This window comes from Leptolyngbya sp. FACHB-8 (assembly GCF_014695575.1).
Taxonomy (GTDB): domain Bacteria; phylum Cyanobacteriota; class Cyanobacteriia; order Elainellales; family Elainellaceae; genus Vacuolonema.
Map to the genome: position 1 here is coordinate 50,678 of NZ_JACJOO010000078.1, position 18,675 is coordinate 69,352.

The window sequence follows — 18,675 nt, forward strand, 5'->3', positions numbered from 1 at the left end:
TGATTAAGTACGGTGGTGTGGGACACTTCGTGCCCCACACCACCGTTGCTGTACTTAACGCACTTACACATTGCTATATAGCGGGATTCAGGTTTATTCAGTACAGAAGGTGGTGTGTGGCGCGTCGCGCCCCACACCACCTTCTGTACCTAGCGCACTTACACATTGCTATAAGTTAGAGGTAATGTATGCGGTAGCAAAGTCCAGGTTGACGGCATCTTCTCAGCACCTCAGCAGATTCGTTCTGTCACCGCAGTTCCGTCACAATATAAGTAAGCGATCGCCCTTACGTTTGCAAGATAGTAGTGACGACACATGCCACCCAGACGCGGTTCCAAAAAGCCTTCATCCAATGCTTTCGATCAACCCCCTCAGCCACCGCAGAGCAGTGGCAATCCAACAGACAACCCTTCTAAGTTATTTCCGGTGGTGGGAATTGGAGCTTCGGCTGGAGGTTTGGAAGCGTTCACCCAATTGCTGAATCATTTGTCAACCGATACGGGCATGGCCTTTGTCCTGATTCAACATATGCCTGCCCATCCTGAAAGCGCGTTGAGTGCGATTCTGGCGAGAGCGACCCAAATGCCCGTGCAGGAAGTGCAGGACGGCATGGTGGTAGCTCCCAATCAGGTGTATGTGATTCCGCCCAATTTTTCGATGACGATCGCGCAAGGGGTCTTAAGACTAGAGCCTCGTTCAAAGGCAAATGGCGTATTTATGTCGGTCGATATGTTTTTGCTCTCCCTGGCAGAGGAGCGGGGCAACAAGGCGATCGGCGTTATTCTATCGGGGGGCGATTCGGATGGGACTCGGGGCATTCAAGCCATCAAAGGGGCTGGGGGTGTCACCTTTGCTCAATGTGAGAATACGGCACAGGTCGGTAGTATGCCCAATACGGCGATCGCCACAGGTCAGGTAGACTTCGTTTTACCGCCCGATCAAATTGCTGCGAAACTGGCAGAAATCAGTCTGCACCCTTACATCACTCAAACCCCCCCGCCTCTTGAATTAGAAGCCATCCCAGCCGAGAATGAGAATTCTCTCACGGTGATCTTTAGTTTGCTGCGAAAGGCAACGGGCGTTGACTTTACCCACTACAAACAAACCACCTTAGGTCGCCGCATTCAGCGCCGGATGGTGCTGTACAGGCTAGAGAGTCTGGAGGATTACGCTCGTTATCTTCAGAGCAACCCGCCAGAGGTGATCGCGCTCTATCAAGATTGCTTGATTCATGTCACCAGTTTCTTTCGTGACCCGGAAAGCTTTGATGCTTTAAAAAATCTGGTTTTTCCTGCCATTTTGAAAGAGCGATCGCCCGGTAATCCGATTCGGATCTGGGTAGCGGGCTGTTCCACCGGGGAAGAAGCGTACTCGATCGCCATCTGTCTGCTGGAGTTTCTCGCGGATCAGCAGCCCCGTGTGCCGATCCAAATTTATGCCACGGATATCAGTGAGACAGCGATCGAACATGCCCGTAGCGGCATCTACACCGTTAGCCAGGTTGCCAATGTTTCCCCCCAACGGCTCTATCGGTTTTTTGCCCAGGTGGAGGGGGGCTACCAGGTCAGTAAGGCGGTGCGCGAGGTGTGTGTCTTTGCCCGACAAAACCTGATCAGTGATCCGCCCTTTTCGCGGCTGGACTTAATTAGCTGTCGCAATGTGTTGATTTATCTGGGCAATCCTTTGCAGAAAAAGCTCTTGCCCATTCTGCATTATGGCTTGAAGCCCACAGGCTTTCTCATGGTCGGCACCTCAGAAACGGTGGGGGATTTTACAGACCTGTTTGCGTTGTGTGACAAAAAGAACAAAATTTACGCCAAAAAACTCACAACGGCTCGCCCCAACCTGGATCTGACTGCCAGTTCGTATCCTTCAACCATCATGGAGCCTCAAACGCTGGAACCTGAGCATCTCCCTAACGATCTGGAGTTGCAACGAGAAGCCGATCGCATTGTGTTGAATGAATACGCTCCTGCTGGGGTGGTGGTGGATAGCAACCTGGAGATTCTGCAATTTCGCGGCAAGACCAGCCCTTATCTGGAGCCGATTCCCGGTCGTGCCAGCTTAAATTTGCTGAGAATGACCAAAGGAGAATTGCGGCGAGAGTTAGAGTCGGCGATGTATCAGGCAAAACAGCAGAAGTTGCCCGTTAAACGAGACGGCTTACAGGTGCGAGAATCCGATCGCATTCGATCGATTACGATCAATGTCACACCGCTTCAGGTGGGGCAGAACCAGTCGTGCTTTTTAGTGCTGTTTGAAAGTGCTACAACGCTGGAGTTAACCGCTGCACCCGGCGATGGCAGCCCCTCTACTAAACGCAAGACCCCTGATGTGCAGGAGATCGATCGGCTCAAGCAAGAACTGACGATGACCCGCGAACATCTGCAATCGATCATTGAGGAGCAGCAAGCCACCAATCAAGATTTGCGGGCGGCCAATGAAGAAATTTTGTCAAGCAATGAAGAATTGCAAAGCACGAATGAGGAACTGGAAACGGCAAAAGAAGAAATCCAGGCGGCAAATGAAGAACTGAACACCGTCAATGATGAACTGCGCCGCCGCACGCAAGAAGCCACTCAAATCAGCAATGATTTACAGAATTTGCTCAACAGCATTCATATTCCGATCTTGATGCTGGGGTCGGATCTGCAAATTCGGCAATTTACCCCCGCAATGGAAGGGATCTTTAACCTGATCTCAACCGACATTGGGCGACCCCTGAGCGACATCACTCACAAGCTAAACGTGCCCAACCTGGAGCAGCAAATTTTAGAGGTGATTCGGACGCTCAACTTAAAAACTCAGGAGATCCAGGACCGAGACGGACGCTGGTATCATCTGCGAATTCGCCCCTATCGCACCGTAGACAACAAAATTGATGGGGCAGTGCTGGTATTGATTGACATTGACGACCTCAAACGCAGTAATGCTCAGTTGATAGAAGCGAGAAACTATGCGGATGCGATCGTTGAAACGGTCTGGGAACCGCTGATTGTGTTAAATGGCGACTTGCAAGTGATCACCGCCAATCATTCGTTCTATGAAAAATTTCAGGTTTCAATGGTGCAAACCGAGGAGCATTCAATTTTTGAACTGGGTAACGGACAGTGGAATATTCCCCAACTGCGATCGCAACTCGAAGAGATTATTACCAGCAGTACCCCGTTTCAAGATTTTCGGGTTGAGCATCAGTTTGACCATATCGGGCATAAAGTCATGCGACTCAAGGCTCGCAAAATGTCGATGAGTAACAATGCTCAGATGATTTTGCTGGCGATCGAAGACATCACAGAGTAAAGTCAGTTAGAAGCGGAAACTTAATAGTCAAAGTTCCTAATCCCTTTAGTTCCGCTTTAGTTAGACTTAGAAAAACCTCTCCTTTTGCTGAGATTTAACGATCGCTCAGAGGCAAAACTCTTAACGAGAATGTCGGATAGATCCCTAGCAGATGGCACTATCAAAGGCAAGCTCGATGAGCAATGACCAGACTGAGCAGCATTTTCAGATGATTCGTCAATGGCTGATGACTCTGCAACCGAAAAATATTGCAGGTTGGGATGAAATCGAAGCCGTCCTTGAAGATCTGCAAGTGAGCTATGAGCAGATGCAAACCTGCTTAGAAATAGCCGAAATTACTCAGGAAGATCTCTCCCAACAAAATCAGCGGATCGCCACAGCGTATAACCATTACCGCGATCTATTTCAGTCTGCGCCGATCGCCTACCTTGTTTCCGATGCCAAAGGGGTGATTTTAGAAGCGAATGGAGCGATCGCCCACCTCTTAAACGTGCCCCAGCCCTATCTCGCCGGGAAACCGTTGATGCTGTATGTGGCAGAGGGCGATCGTTCAGCCTTTCGCAACCATTTAAGCCAGCTTCCTTATGAGAGCGATCGCCAAATTTGGCACATGACCGTGTGCCCGCGAGGGAGACAACCCTTCGCCAGTGAATGGCATATTGCGACCCTTGATGCCTCTACAAAGCCGGATGTGCCTCATTCTGACAGACAAATCGAGATCCGGATTGCGGTGTACGACTTGAGCCGCTCCCAGCCAGAGAATGCTCCATTAGAGCCTGGAGCGTTGATGCAACCTGCAACCCTCACGCCTCAACCCTCACCTCCTGCACTGCCATTGCCTCAATCCCTTGATGGGTTGCGGGTACTTGTGGTAGAAGATGAGGCAGATATCCGTGAGTTTGTGACCGCGGTCTTTGAGGCACACGGTATTGGGGTGAAAACGGTTTCGAGTGTCGCTGCCGCCTTGGAGGCGTTAGAGCAGTTCCGCCCCGATGTGTTGCTGAGCGACATTCGGATGCCCGAGAGGGATGGCTACAGCCTAATTCGGCAGATCCGAGCGTTAGAAGGACAGATGGGAAGACACATTCCTGCGGCTGCGATGACGGCCTATCTAGAAGAAGATCGGGAAAAGGTGATTAAGGCTGGCTTTGAGGCTCATCTCCACAAACTGGCTCAACCGAGTGAGTGGGTCGAGCTAGTGGCTCAATTGGCTAGAGAGGCTTCTAGTCTGGGGCATGACGCGTTGGACTAACCTTAGAAATAGCAAGAGGAGAGCCAGGGATGACGATCCCAGAAACCCCAAATCCTTCGGAGACAACTTTTTGGGGTGATAGCGAGATGGCAGCGTTCATGCGCTCCTACGACTGGTCAACTACCCCATTAGGTGCTGTCGAAACCTGGTCGCCAAGCCTGCGAACCCTGGTTAGCACCATGCTTCCGTCTCGCTTTGCCCAAAGCATTTTCTGGGGAGAAGACTACATCCAGCTTTACAACGATGCCGTGATTCCCATCTATGGCGCAAACCACCCCAAGGCATTGGGGCAACCCGCGAGAGAGACCTGGGCAGAAATCTGGCATGACCAGGTTAAGCCGATGTTTGAAAGTGTCAGGACTACGGGCGAAGTCTTCTTTGCGGTAGATCAGCTTTTTCACCCCATGCGCTTTGGCTACCTGGAAGAGACCTACTTCACGCTCTGCTATAGCCCCGTTCGGGATGAGACGGGCCAGGTGAGTGGGATGCTTTGTACCTCGACTGAGACGACTCAGCAAGTGATTGGTCAACGTCGCTTGACCATGCTGCGAGAGCTAGCGGTGGCGGTCAGTGGAGCAAAAACGCGATCGTCCGCCTACCTCACTGCTGCCGCTGCGCTCAATCCTTACGATATTCCCTTTGCCCTGTTCTATCAGGTCAATGGCAACCTGGCAGAACGGGTCGCTTTTAGTGGGTTGAGCGCAGACAGTGCCATTGCGCCAGAAGAAATTAATCTGACTGAACAATCGGATTCCTGGTCGCTGATGGAGGTTTTCCAGAGCCGTGAATCCTTGCTGATAACCGATGTGGTCGATCGCTTCGGAGCATTCCCCGTCGAACCCTGGGGAGAAAGCCCCCGTTCTGCCTTCATTCTCCCGATTCTATCCAGCAACAAAGAAGCGGTGGAGGGTTTGCTGGTGGCAGGGATCAGCCCCCGGCTTGAATTCAATGCCGACTATCGCGCATTTCTGGGGCTGGTGGCTCAGCAGGTGGAAAGTGCGATCGCCATCGCTCGCAGCTATGAGGAGGATCATAAACGGGCTGAGGCTTTGGCAGAACTCGATCGCGCCAAAACCACTTTTTTCAGCAATGTATCCCACGGATTTCGGACGCCGCTGACGCTGATGTTGGCACCGTTGGAAGATGCGTTGGCGACGTTGGCCGAACGGGCTGATCTGAAAGAACCGCTCCAGGTCGTGCATCGGAACGGGTTACGGCTGCTAAAGCTGGTCAATATGCTTTTAGACTTCTCGCGCATGGAGAGCGCTTACCCCGAAGGGGGAACTGCTTCGCACCGCATCTCTTCCAGTTATCAACCAACCGATTTAGCCACTTTTACGGCTGAACTGGCTAGCGTGTTTCGCTCGGCGATCGAGCGGGCAAATTTGCGCCTGGTGGTGGATTGCCCTCCTCTGCCTGAGCCTGTTTACGTCGATCGGGAGATGTGGGAAAAGATTGTGCTGAACCTACTCTCCAATGCGTTTAAGTTTACGTTCACGGGTGAGATTGCCGTTCGGCTGCATCTCGCAGGTGAGCAGGTTGAACTTAGCGTAGAAGACACGGGCATTGGCATTCCAGCCAGCGAAATTCCGCGTTTGTTTGAGCGGTTCTACCAGGTCAAAGGTTCCCAAGGTCGCACGATTGAAGGATCAGGGATTGGCTTGTCGCTGGTGCAAGAATGGGTCAAATTGCAGGGTGGCACGGTTCAGGTGAGCAGTATAGAAGGGCAGGGCACTTGCTTTAAGGTTGCCATTCCCACCAGATACGCCCATCTTCCCCCTGACCGGGTTGGGGCAAGCCCTAGCGCGCCTGTCACCTCAATGGGAGCCTCTCCCTATGTTGAGGAAGCATTGTGGTGGCTTCCCGAAACGGATGAAATCATCAAACCTTCCGCAGACCCAGCAGAACGGAGCCAGAGTTTCTCTCCCTCCTACTCTCACACGGCCTCCTCGCCATCGAACCGAGTTCTATTGATGGATGACAACGCGGATATGCGCGACTACGTGAAACGGTTACTCAGCCAACGCTGGCAGGTAGAAACCGCTGCTAATGGTGCGATCGCCCTCAACCTAATCCAACAACAACTCCCCGATCTGGTACTGACGGATGTAATGATGCCGGAGGTCGATGGTTTTCAACTGCTGAAGGCACTCCGGGCTGACCCCATCACAAAAAGTATTCCAATTATTTTGCTGTCAGCACGAGCAGGGGAAGAAGCCACCGTCGAAGGACTGGAAGCCGGAGCCGATGATTACTTGATCAAACCCTTCTCAGCCCGTGAGTTAATGGCACGAGTCGAAACCCAACTCCAAATGACCCGGCTCCGCCAGGAGCTAGCCGCCAACCGTTTCAAGAATGAGTTTCTCATGACCGTCACCCATGAACTGCAATCGCCCCTGGCAACGATTCTGGGATGGGCACGATTTCTCCAAACCAAACCTCTTGATCCAGAGACAACGGCACGAGCACTTGCCACGATCGAGCGCAACGCCACCATCGAAGCAAAACTGATCAAGGGCTTGCTAGATGTTGCCAGCATTCTTTCTGGAAAGCTGCGCTTGAAGTCTCAAGTCGTTGACCTGGCTTCTCTGACACAAAATGTGACGACAACATTCCGCGAAGTCGCCCAGGCAAAGCGCATTCAACTCGTCGAAAAAATATCGAAGAAGTTGCGGGGAGATATTTTTGCTGATGGCGATCGCCTCAAACAAGTCATCACTAACCTGCTGGAGAATGCCATTAAATTCACACCAGAAGGTGGACAGGTCATCATCCAGTTAGAACGCCGCAAATCTGGGGTGCAAATTATGGTCAGCGACACCGGAATCGGCATTCATCCTGATTTTCTTCCCTATGTTTTCGATCGCTTCACCCAGGCAGAAGTCCCCAGCCGTCAGACACCAGGAGGAGTAGGCATTGGGCTGGCGATCGCCCGTCACCTGGTTGAATTACATCACGGTACGATCGAGGTAGACAGTGCCGGAGAAGGACAAGGCGCAACGTTTACCGTTTGGCTACCTTTAGCTCAATAAGACAATATAGCGAGGGATATTTTTCACGATACGGTGAAGCTGGCACTGCAAAAAGATGGGTGGACGATTACTGGCAACGTGATCGGTGTAGAAATTCTTAATGCTTCCCAAAAAGTTAGCCAATGGCAGCAATTAACTGTGCCTAGATAACGCTATTAAACCTGGATACAGCCCCTAACGTTAGATTGCGTGAGCGATCAAGTTATGCAACGACCTAAATCTGAAACCGTCACTTTAAAGGACATCCTGATTACGGAGGAGCTAGCCCAACGCCCGCCCCGTTCGCCTAACTTGCAAGCAGAGAATCAGGCAATGCGATCGCTGGCTCAGCAGATGGCGCGAGATTCCCAAAGCCTGATGCAAACCCTGGCAGACACGGCGCTGGAACTGTGTCAGGCAGGCACAGCAGGCGTTAGCTTACTGGAAACCACAGCGGACGGAGAAAAATGCTTTCGCTGGAATGTGTTGGCTGGAACCCTAGCCCATCATGCCGGTAGCACGACCCCCCACCACTTTAGCCCCTGCGGGGTTTGCCTCGATCAGGGCACTCCCGTCCTTTTTTCTCACCCTGGATCTTATTTCACCTACTTTCAGGCAGCCAATACTCTAATCGTCGAAGGCCTGGTGTTGCCTCTGATGGCTGATCATCACGCCCTTGGCACGATCTGGATTATGTCGCACGATGAGCAGCGGCACTTTGATGCAGAAGATGTGCGAATCATGACCAGCCTGGCAGACTTTACCGCCACCGCCCTGCTCTTAAATCAGCGACAAACGCGTGAATTGCTGGCGGTCAATGCAGCTTTAGAGGCAAAAGTTGAAGAACACAGACATGCAGAAGCGCAATTACGGGCTTTAATCTCCAATCTTCCCGGTGGGGCAACGTTTGTGCTCGATCGCGATCTCCGTTATTTGCTGGCAGAAGGAGAAGCCCTGGCGATCGCCGGATTCAAACCCGAAGACTTTGTGGGGCGAACCATTTTTGAGGTGCTGCCGTCCGACCTGGCCGCAAAGTATGAGCCGCTATACCGTCAAGCCTTCGCGGGTGAGCCGTTTGAACATGAGCACCAGGCTCACGACCGCACCTACATTTCACGGGGAACACCGCTTTATTCGCCGGAGGGTGAAGTCTACGCGGTGCTTGCGGTTTCCTATGACATCAGCGATCGCATCTACGCCGAAGCCGCGTTGCGCCAATCGGAAGAAAAATATCGATCGCTGTTCAACTCAATGGACGAAGCCTATGCGGTTGTCGAAGTCCTGGCAGATGACAACGGCGAGTGGAACGATTTCCTGTTTTTGGAAGTTAATCCCGCTTTCGTGAAGCAGACCGGCATGGAGTATCCGGTCGGACGTAAAGCCACGGAACTTCTAGGGACACCCAATTTAAATTGGGCAAAAATTTATGGGCGTGTTGCCGAAACGGGTGAACCGATCCGGGTTGAAGAAGGCGAAGCCACCCTGGGTCGCGTTTTCGACCTGTATGTTTTCCGTCTGGGTGGAGACGGTAGCCGCCGCGTGGCCGTCCTATTTACCGACATCACCGATCGCAAGAAAGCAGAAGCAGCCTTGCAGGAAAGCGAAGAAAGACAGGCTTACTTACTCAGGTTAAGTGATGCTTTACGTCCACTTTCAGACCCAATTAAGATCCAGTGGCAAGCTCTAAATATCGTCGGTGAATACTTGGATCTTGACCGTGTCCTATACAGCGAAATCGATCCGGATGTCACAACATACACCGTCTATGTCAATTATGTGCGGGAGGGATTTCCCTCTTATACCGGCAGTTACCCAATACGCCTTTTCGCTGAATCCGTAAAAAATTTACGCCTGGGTAAAACGTCTGTCATTTACGACGTAGAAAATGAGGAGCAGTTTAACGAAGAGGAAAGAGCGATCTGCCGGGGCATTAATGTGCAGGCATTCGTTGTGGTGCCACTGATTAAACAAGGACAGTGGGTTGTCAATGTTGTGGCCCATTACAGCAAAGCTCGCAACTGGACGCAGTATGACGTTTCAATCTTGGAAGAAACGGCGGAAAGAACTTGGGCGGCGGTCGAACGTGCCCGCGCCGAAGCCGCCCTACGCGAATTGGAAGTTCAACGGATTCGAGAACAATCTGCCCTTGAACAAGAACGCCAACGCGCCGAATCCTTGGCAGAACTCGATCGCGCCAAAACCCTCTTCTTCACTAACATCAGCCACGAATTCCGCACCCCGTTAACGCTATCACTGGCTCCGTTACAAGACGTGTTGAGCGATCTCGAAGAGAAATCTGCTAACGCAGATCGCAACCATCCCCTCGACCCCATTCACCGAGAACGGTTAGAACTCATTCACCGCAATAGCCTCCGCTTATTGAAACTGGTCAATACCCTGCTCGACTTCTCCCGCATTGAAGCCGGACGCATGGCAGCAGCGTACGAACCAACGGATTTAGCTCTGTTTACAACTGAACTCGCCAGTGTGTTTCGGTCAGCGATCGAACGCGCAGGTTTACAGTTGATTGTCGATTGCCCCCCCTTACCCGAACCTGTTTACATCGATCGGGAGATGTGGGAAAAGATTGTTCTAAATTTGCTCTCTAATGCCTTTAAATTCACCTTTACAGGCGAAATCCGAGTCAGCTTGCATGCGACCGATGGCAATCAAGCCCTCCTCCAAATTAAAGACACAGGAACCGGAATTGCCCCAGAACACTTGCCTCATCTGTTTGAGCGGTTCTACCAAATCCGAGGAACCCAGGCACGAACCCATGAAGGATCAGGCATCGGTCTTACCCTGGTGCATGAACTGGTGCGACTACAGGGTGGCACGATCGAGGTCAGCAGCACAGTAGGAGAGGGAACTTGTTTTGCGATCGCCCTGCCGTTTGGGACAGAACATCTGCCCAGCGATCGACTTCAACTTGAAGGCGATCGCCAACCCACTCGAACTTTGGCATCCACTGCAGTGAGAGCCACCTCTTATATGGAAGAAGCCGAGCGATGGCTTCCAGCACAGAAAAATTGGGAACAGACCATTGAGAATACGGAAGAGCAGACTGTTCAAACTGCCAATTTCTCCTCATGCCCGACAGTTGCTTCTGCTCATGTACTCTTAGTGGATGATAATGCCGACATGCGAGAGTATCTGACTCGTATCTTGAGTGAGCACTTTCAAGTCAAAGCGGCTGCAGATGGAGCAACGGCTCTGACTGTGGCCCAAGAACAAGTGCCCGATCTCATCCTAAGCGATGTCATGATACCAGGGCTAAATGGATTTGAATTGCTTGAGGCATTGCGAGCCGACTTGCGTACCAGGGAAGTACCGATCATCCTACTTTCTGCTCGTGCTGGAGAAGAAGCGATCGCCGAAGGACTGGAAGCCGGCGCAGATGATTATTTGATCAAGCCCTTCTCAGCCCAAGAACTGATTTCTCGTGTCACGGCTCATCTTCAGATGGCGCAACTCCGTGGAGAAGCCCTTCGGCAGGAACGAACGATAAATCGTCAAAAAGATGAGTTCATCTCTGTTGTTTCCCATGAACTGAACACACCCTTAGTGTCTATTCTTGGCTGGACGCGCATGTTGCGGAGTAATCCGCCCAGTCCAGTGATGCTAAACAAAGCCCTAGACACAATCGAACGTAATGCAACCCTACAAAGCAAACTGGTACAAGATCTCCTTGACCTGTCCCGCATCACTGCAGGTAAATTCCGGCTGAATCTTCAACCGATTGAACTGCAACCTGTGATTGAAGCCGCGATCGCAACGGTGACTCAAACCGCAGCAAACAAAGGAATTAACCTAACGTGGCAGGAAAATGCCGCAGAACCCCTTGTCGTGATGGGAGATGGCGATCGCCTTGGGCAAGTCATCTGCAATCTCCTGACCAATGCCATTAAATTCACTCCCGAATCTGGCAGTGTCACCCTTGAACTATCCGTGATTCATGACGATCGTGCTTCGGATACTTCCTATGCTGAAATTCGAGTTACGGATACAGGGATTGGGATTGTGACTGATTTTCTACCCTATGTCTTCGATCGCTTCAGCCAAGCTGAAAGGGCACACTCAGCCAAGGGATTAGGTTTGGGATTAGCGATCGCCCGTCACATTGTCGAACTGCACAATGGCTTGATTCGGGTAGAAAGCTCAGGAGAAGGGCAGGGGGCAACCTTTATCGTTAGGTTGCTCCTTGTGCAACAGGTGAAATGCTCTCTACCTCCAGAAAGCAAATTTTAGATAGAGATAACGGTACAGTAGCTTACCTCATAGACATTTATTGTTATCTCTATCTGGAATTCGCGAAACTTGGGAGAATGGGTGGGTTGGCATCATGGATGGGAGGGAGGGGAATGGTGCCTAAGGTAATTGTGGTGCCGATCGATGGACGAGCGAAGTTGGTAACCTCAGTTCGGGTTAAGGGCGTTTTCGAGTGCCGCGCAACGCGTGGCACTCGAAAACGCTCATTTTGGCGTGCGCTTTGCGCACGCCAAAATGAGCACTTCAGCTTATCCCGAACTGAGGTTAAATAGGATTTTAGGGAATGCGTTATAACAAGTAAGGTTAAATGCACACAACAAAAAGCAAGGTGACGCTTTGCGTCACCTTGCTTTTTGTTGTGTGCATTTAACACGACATGATATTACAGGGAAAAGAAACGTTGAAACGAGAAGCTAAACCAGGGCACACTTAAAAACACAACTTCCATAGCGGAAGCTAATGGGCATGAGCCATTTCTGGTAGTCCATCTGGTATGGTATTTGCCAAACTCGCTGGCGTTCGCATGACTCGTTCCAAAATGTCCTCACTCAGGTTCACAAAAGCCTGGGATTTTCGTTGCCGCGGGCGTGGTAGGGGAATGGGCATATCCAGACTAATTTGCCCGTTTTCGATGAGGAGGACGCGATCGCCCAATGTCACTGCCTCATCCACATCATGGGTAATTAGGAAAACCGAAAACTGCTGTTCGAGCCAGAGGTCTTCAATCAGCCGCTGCATCTCAATGCGGGTAAGAGCATCGAGAGCCCCAAGGGGTTCATCCAGCATCAGCAAGCGTGGCTCTCTGACCAGCGCCCTCGCCAGGGCAACCCGTTGTTTCTGTCCACCCGACAGAACAGATGGAAATTCATTAGCGCGATCGGCTAAACCTACCTGCTCCAGGGCTTGCTGTGCCTTTTGCTGCCAGTTTTTCTGCTGAAGTCCCAGGCCAATGTTTCCTAGAACCCGTTCCCAGGGGAGAAGGCGATCGTTTTGGAACATCGTGCACGTGGCTCGGTTACGACCTTTTAGGGGCATTCCATCGATCAGAATGCCTCCTTGTGTCGCGGCCTCAAAACCCGCAATCAGCCGCAGGAGAGTGCTTTTGCCGCCGCCACTGCGCCCAACGATAGCTACAAATTCTCCGGGGGCAATGTCTAAATCAAGATTCCGAAGAACCTGGGTTTCTCCATAGGTTTTCGTTAAACCCATCACTTTCACATCTGCACCGTTTACCCGTTCCATGTGATACACCTTATTTCCTTGCAAGAAGTGACTTAAATGGCTGACATTAAAAAGCTGATTCTTCGCCCCTGCTATAGGCACAAAGAAAACAATGTTGCTGTTAGACCGATTGGTAGTTTGGGTTCCACTTCAACCATTTCTTTTCGACCATACGAGTGACTGAATCTGCCAGTTTGCCAAGGATTGCGTACATTAAAATACTGAGGACAACGACATCCGTTTGCATAAACTCGCGGGCATTCATAGCCATATAGCCAATACCCGAATCGAGGGTAATCGTTTCAGCCACAATCAACGTTAACCACATAATTCCGAGGGCATAGCGCACACCCACTAAAATTGAACTCAGTGCCCCCGGAAAGATCACCTTTCGGAACAGCGACCATCCCTGTAAACCGTAGGATTTTGCCATCTCAATCAATTGCGAATCAACGCTACGAACCCCATGAAATGTATTGAGATAAATAGGGAAAAAGACACCCAATGCAACCAGAAAGATCTTCGCTTCTTCTCCAATACCAAACCACAAAATGACGAGTGGAATTAGCGCTAAATGCGGAATGTTGCGGATCATCTGAACGGAAGTATCCAGCGCCTTCTCCGCAGAACGGGCAATGCCATTGAGCAATCCCAACGCAAAGCCAATACTGCCTCCAATGAGAAAGCCAACGATCGCTCGAACGGTGCTGATGATCAGGTTTCGGGATAATTCTCCAGTCAACGTGAGCCGTACACCTGCAACGACAACATCAGACGGGGCAGGTAACACACGGGTAGAAAGCCACTCAAATTTCACGAAAACTTGCCAGAGAATGAGCAGAGTAATCGGCAAGATCCAGGGAATGATCTGCGTGATAGCTCGATTAGAATAGCTGCGTTGCATCTCTAAAACTCCAGGGGGCGATCGCTCTACTGTTGGCTAACCGTCTTTTTATGTATTGAAGGCAACTCCATCACCACTACCTGATCAACATCAATGGGTTTTGGAATTAACTTCAGACGATGAAATGTATCGGCTAATTCCTGTTGATAGGCCACAATCTCAGGTGTAATTGGGTTCAAGCCATAGCTGGTGCGTTTGGCAACGTGCTCTAGTACCTCAACACCAACGCCGAGGAGGGGTGAGGTAAGTTCGGCAACCTCTCGGGGGCGCACTTTGGCCCATTCCGCTGTCTCTGCAATCACATCGAGAATGGTCTGGAGGCGATCGGGATGGGTTTGGGCAAAGTGCTGCGAGGACAAGAAGAACTCTCGGTTAGCAACAATGCCTTGCCCGTCCGTGAGGATACGAGCATCAGTGGCGTGTTGAGCGGCAGCTAAATAGGGATCCCAGATCGCCCATGCGTCCACATTCTTGCGCTCAAAAGCGGCTCGGGCATCGGCGGGCGGCAGAAATACAACGTCCACATCGGCATAATCCAGGCCAGCCTTCTCCAGAGCTTTGACAACAAAGTAATGGACATTCGAGCCTTTGTTAAAGGCAATCTTTTTGCCTTTCAGATCAGCCACCTTCTGAATGGGGGAATTGGGCGGCACCAGGATAGCCTCTCCGGCTGGGGTGGGAGGTTGGCTGGCAACGTAAAGCAGTGAGACTCCTGCGGCCTGGGCGTTAATGGGAGGGGCTTCTCCGGTATGGCCAAAATCGAGCCGACCTGCATTCAGAGCTTCAAGCAACTGGGGGCCTGTGGCAAATTGGTTCCAACGCACTGTGACGCCAAGGGGCCGCAAGCGTTCTTCAACCGCTCGATGCATCCGAATAATGCTGAGGGTTCCATACTTCTGGTGACCTAGCCGGACAACATGTTCCCGGTTTAAACCCAGGCTAAATTGGGGCAATGCAACGTATTTACTGAGCAAATTGATATCGCAGCCAGAGAGTACCAAACTCAAGCTCAACGCGATCGCAAACATTCCACAAAAGAATTGAAGCGATCGGGATTGAATCCGCTTGAGCAGGTCAGCCCAGCGACTCCATAATGAAAATAATATGGCCTGAGTTTTGGGCATTTTGATTAGTCTTTATTATTAACCTGAAAAGCTGAATTTTATGGCAATCGAGGAGATCGCTAGGACACCCCTTTGGTAGGAATGTTACATACAACGTTCCTGCTAAAGGGAATTTGTCATAAGCAATCCTGCGATTACGATAAAATGCAAATTTAGGCAAAAAATACTTGTAAATTGAGCAACCCTTATAGAGGTTGCTCAACTTACTGTTGTCCTTGCTAAGAATGCACTTTAACCCGGTGATTGACTGTTTATCTCTGAAGCGATTGCTCTCACACCACAAAAATTAGAAATCTTTCATTCAACCCATATCGCTGAAATCTGGCAGTTTTAGAGCCATTGTTCTTATTAGAAATGATTGAGTTTACCCATATAGTAAACAGCGAACTGCTCGCCTTCCTCCAACTAATGGAATGACTTATCCGGACGATCGCTGCATCCATAGATTGACTATGTAAATACCTGCACAAATTACACACAAATACGCTCATCCAGATAACGACCGATCGCCTTCTCCAACGTCGGCAACAGTACACCCCGCTCACTGCTCAACACGCTATAGCTTGGACGGGGGGCAACCCAATTTAATTCTTTGGCAGGACAGGCATGAACACGAGTGCTATCCAGCCCTGCTAACTCAGCCACCTCCCGTGCTAAATCTGCCCAGGCGATCGCCCCGGCATTTGCCAAATGCCACAACCCTGATTCCCCATCAATCAGCAAGTCTAAAGCCGTGTTGACAAGGTCAGGAACATAGGTAGGTGAAACGATCGCATCGGATGCGGCAAGAAAGGGCTGTCCGGCAGACAGGGTGCGAAGGGCAATCGTCAAGAAGTTGTATTGATCCCAGGGGCTAAAGAAGGCACTGGTGCGGACAACTAAGGCATCGGGATGGGCGGCGAGAACCTGTTGTTCGGCGATCGCCTTACTCTGCCCATACACATTTAGGGGGGCAACTTGATGGCTTTCCGTATAGGGTTCAGCCCGATTCCCGTCAAACACCAGATCCGAGGAAAACTTGACCATGGCAATACCGCGCTCGGCACAGACATTTGCCAGAATAGTGGCTCCCTGAGCGTTAATGCGATGGCAAAGATGGGGTTCTCGCTCGGCATCATCGACCCGCACATACCCCGCTGCATTCACCATAGCCCAGGGCTTCAACTCCTGCAAAGTCGCCTCCACAGAACCAGCATCGGTAATGTCCATTTCTTGGCGCGATAGCAAATGGTAGGGGATGCCGCGCACCTCGCAAAGACGAGCAAAGGCTTGCCCCAGCGTCCCTGTTGCTCCGGTAATGAGCAGAGGTGGTGTAGAAGCCGCAGCGGATGATGGAGCGATACGCCGCATCTCCACCGACGGACAAACCGTACCCGCTGGGGAATCCACCCAAGCGCCTGCATCCTGGGAGTAGTTCACGGGGGAATAGAGGAGCCGTTGCGATCGCTGCCACCAACCGGGTAGATCCAGCAGCGGGTGGGTGTACTCTCGTCCTTCCGCCAGGACTTTCACCATGGAGGCGATCGCCGTAGGTCGCGGCACCCCAGAGCGTACATCGAAGACTCCCGGTTCATAGAAACCATCGGCACAGGTGACAAGGCTGTTCCAGTCATAGGTGCCGAGTAGCGACCAGACGGTGACAGCCCGCATGTCTACGCCGTCATCTCGAAGGGATTGGGCCATCTGCCAGATTTCCTTGAGCCAGCGTAACTGCTCCTCACGGGTGCAGCCCAGATGAGCCTCGGTAATGGCGATGGGTTGCCCATAGCGTTCCCACACTTCCTTTAACAGCGTGGCATGGTCATAAATGCCATCGGCGCAGACCCATACGGCTTCCACATCGGCGTATTGATGGTTGCCGTTACCGCCGCAAGTGTGGGGCGGGTAGCGATCAATACGCTCGTCGATGAAGCGATCGCCACACACATAACGGTTGACACCAATAATATCGGGTGGGCAAGGATTGTCCTCAAACCAGAGCAATTCGGCTGGCTCAACGCCTACCTGCATCAGGTAATCCCACAGGGGATGAGAGGGATTCACCCGACCGCAGAGCAGATCGAGGGATAGCCAGCGGCGATCGTTTTCAAGCTGTGCCTGGTAAGACAGCAAAGGCGTACTGAAGGTTTTGCCTAAGTCCTCAGTTTGGACGAGTTGCGCACGAGGATTAATCTGCCGGATGGCTTGCATTGCCAGCACCGTAGCACGGCACTCGTGAAGCAGGGCTTTGGTGAACATCAAGTCATCACAGGCATGGGGATACCAGTGTCCATACAAGCCACTGAACCGTGCTGTTGTTAAAGGCTCATTGACGGGGGTGTAATGGCTCACCCAAGGATACCGTTGGGCAACGGCAGCAGCAAATTCTGCCAGTTTTTCTGGAAACCTTGGATCGATCAGGTTTGTATCGCGAGGGCCGCTACCATGATGCACTAACCCGGCGATCGGACGAATCCCTAAATCATCCAACAAGGCTAAACGTTGATCCGTCCACGACCAATCAGCCTGCTCCAACCCGTTGGGGGCAATGCGTTCCCACAAAACGGGATAGCGGATAGCTTCCACCCCAAGGGCTGCAAACTGCTTCAGATCATCAATCCGTGTCGCGTGTCCATTCCATTCCAGTTGATCAAAATACTCGTCCCCAATACGATTAACCGTGCATTCTACCCCAGCCCACACCGCTAGCGGTGGCATTATCTGCGTTGAATCCATAAAATTCCTCGTTGCGTTCGAGACAGCACGCTATGACACCACACTCCGCCGATCGCCCTACCTCAATGAAAAGTGAGAAAAACAAACAACATCTGTATTGTTCGATTCAGCCCTTCGAAGTAAAGCTTTATTAGGTCATTAGTTCGGACAGTTTTTCTGAAACCCTTGATTTTGCGTGCGTGAAGCGCACGCAAAATCAAGGGTTTCAGAAAAACTGTCCAGAGTATTGTTAGGTAAAAGTTTTTCAGAACTGAAGGAAGATAATGAGTTAGAAAATAGGGTATTGAATTGGTTCATATTTCATTTCCTGAATCTTTGTACGGGATCACATTTCAATGCACACCGTCTATTCTTCCTCGGTTGCCAACTAGCCTTGTTCAGTGACGAAAGGACTACTTTGCAAGCGAAAAACAATACTCAAAATAGATGCCAACCATCTAATGGATAGCCTTTTGGTAAAACGGTTCGGCTGACACAAGCGTGGCTTAAATCAATATTTAAAGGGGGTAACATTCATCAGGGATGCCCATTGCAAATTGGCACCATCCAGGTTTGCTCCGGTTAGATTTGCCTTTTTAAGAAGGCATACCGCAAATCAGCCCCTCTCAAATTAGTCCCGCTTAAATTTGCATCGCTTAGAGCAGCACCATGCAGGTTTGCATGACTTAAATTTGCGTAGCTAAGATGGTTTCATGCAGGTTGACCCGGCTTAAGTTAGCGCCCGATAAATCTGCCTCAGCCAGGTTTGCGCGTCCCAGCCTGGCATCTGCCAAATCGAATCCATGGAAATCTCGTTTGCCAAATTGATACTGTTCCTGGATTTCGTTCTGATTCATAGTCAACCCCGCTACAGCCTTCACAAATGGGGGGGTAGGAATA

The 18,675-nt window shown here is 51.1% G+C and carries 11 protein-coding genes; 4 read left to right on the forward strand and 7 right to left on the reverse strand.

Translation table 11 applies throughout. The features are described 5' to 3' along the window. The first annotated feature begins 315 nt into the window (after positions 1-315). The 4 genes from H6F91_RS22070 to H6F91_RS22090 all read left to right on the forward strand — a co-directional run bounded on the left by H6F91_RS22070 (position 316) and on the right by H6F91_RS22090 (position 11,811). The gene (locus H6F91_RS22070; RefSeq protein WP_190789475.1) at positions 316-3,300 is read left to right on the forward strand and encodes a chemotaxis protein CheB; all 2,985 of its coding nucleotides are present in this window, start codon (positions 316-318) and stop codon (positions 3,298-3,300) included. Between the two features lie 151 nt (positions 3,301-3,451). After that, entirely contained in the window at positions 3,452-4,552 is a 1,101-nt protein-coding gene (locus tag H6F91_RS22075; RefSeq protein WP_242035919.1) for a response regulator, read from the forward strand. A gap of 29 nt (positions 4,553-4,581) precedes the next feature. Continuing rightward, positions 4,582-7,584, forward strand: a complete 3,003-nt coding sequence (locus H6F91_RS22080) for an ATP-binding protein (RefSeq protein WP_190770261.1) — start codon at positions 4,582-4,584, stop codon at positions 7,582-7,584. Between the two features lie 204 nt (positions 7,585-7,788). Next, positions 7,789-11,811 carry an ATP-binding protein gene (locus tag H6F91_RS22090; RefSeq protein ID WP_190770259.1) on the forward strand — a complete coding sequence of 1,341 codons (4,023 nt, stop codon included), beginning with the start codon at positions 7,789-7,791 and terminating at the stop codon, positions 11,809-11,811. A gap of 477 nt (positions 11,812-12,288) precedes the next feature. Here H6F91_RS22090 and H6F91_RS22095 read toward each other — a convergent pair whose 3' ends face one another. From H6F91_RS22095 to H6F91_RS27630, 7 genes are all read right to left on the reverse strand, one after another. Further along, on the reverse strand, positions 12,289-13,074 hold the full coding sequence (locus H6F91_RS22095) for an ATP-binding cassette domain-containing protein (protein WP_190770258.1): 786 nt from the start codon (positions 13,072-13,074) through the stop codon (positions 12,289-12,291). 100 nt (positions 13,075-13,174) lie between these two features. Further along, positions 13,175-13,957, reverse strand: coding sequence for an aliphatic sulfonate ABC transporter permease SsuC (gene ssuC / locus H6F91_RS22100; protein WP_190770257.1), 783 nt, complete (start codon positions 13,955-13,957; stop codon positions 13,175-13,177). Positions 13,958-13,983: 26 nt separating this feature from the next. Further along, positions 13,984-15,081, reverse strand: a complete 1,098-nt coding sequence (locus H6F91_RS22105; protein WP_199307987.1) for a sulfonate ABC transporter substrate-binding protein — start codon at positions 15,079-15,081, stop codon at positions 13,984-13,986. Positions 15,082-15,552: 471 nt separating this feature from the next. After that, positions 15,553-17,796, reverse strand: coding sequence for a family 1 glycosylhydrolase (locus H6F91_RS22110; protein WP_190789476.1), 2,244 nt, complete (start codon positions 17,794-17,796; stop codon positions 15,553-15,555). A 490-nt stretch (positions 17,797-18,286) separates the two neighbouring features. Next, positions 18,287-18,346: a hypothetical protein gene (locus H6F91_RS28630; protein ID WP_347280070.1), complete on the reverse strand. Its 60-nt coding sequence runs from the start codon at positions 18,344-18,346 to the stop codon at positions 18,287-18,289. 11 nt (positions 18,347-18,357) lie between these two features. Then, positions 18,358-18,450: a pentapeptide repeat-containing protein gene (locus tag H6F91_RS28635; RefSeq protein WP_199307992.1), complete on the reverse strand. Its 93-nt coding sequence runs from the start codon at positions 18,448-18,450 to the stop codon at positions 18,358-18,360. 11 nt (positions 18,451-18,461) lie between these two features. Continuing rightward, positions 18,462-18,632, reverse strand: a complete 171-nt coding sequence (locus H6F91_RS27630) for a pentapeptide repeat-containing protein (protein WP_199307988.1) — start codon at positions 18,630-18,632, stop codon at positions 18,462-18,464. Between the last annotated feature and the right edge of the window lie 43 nt (positions 18,633-18,675).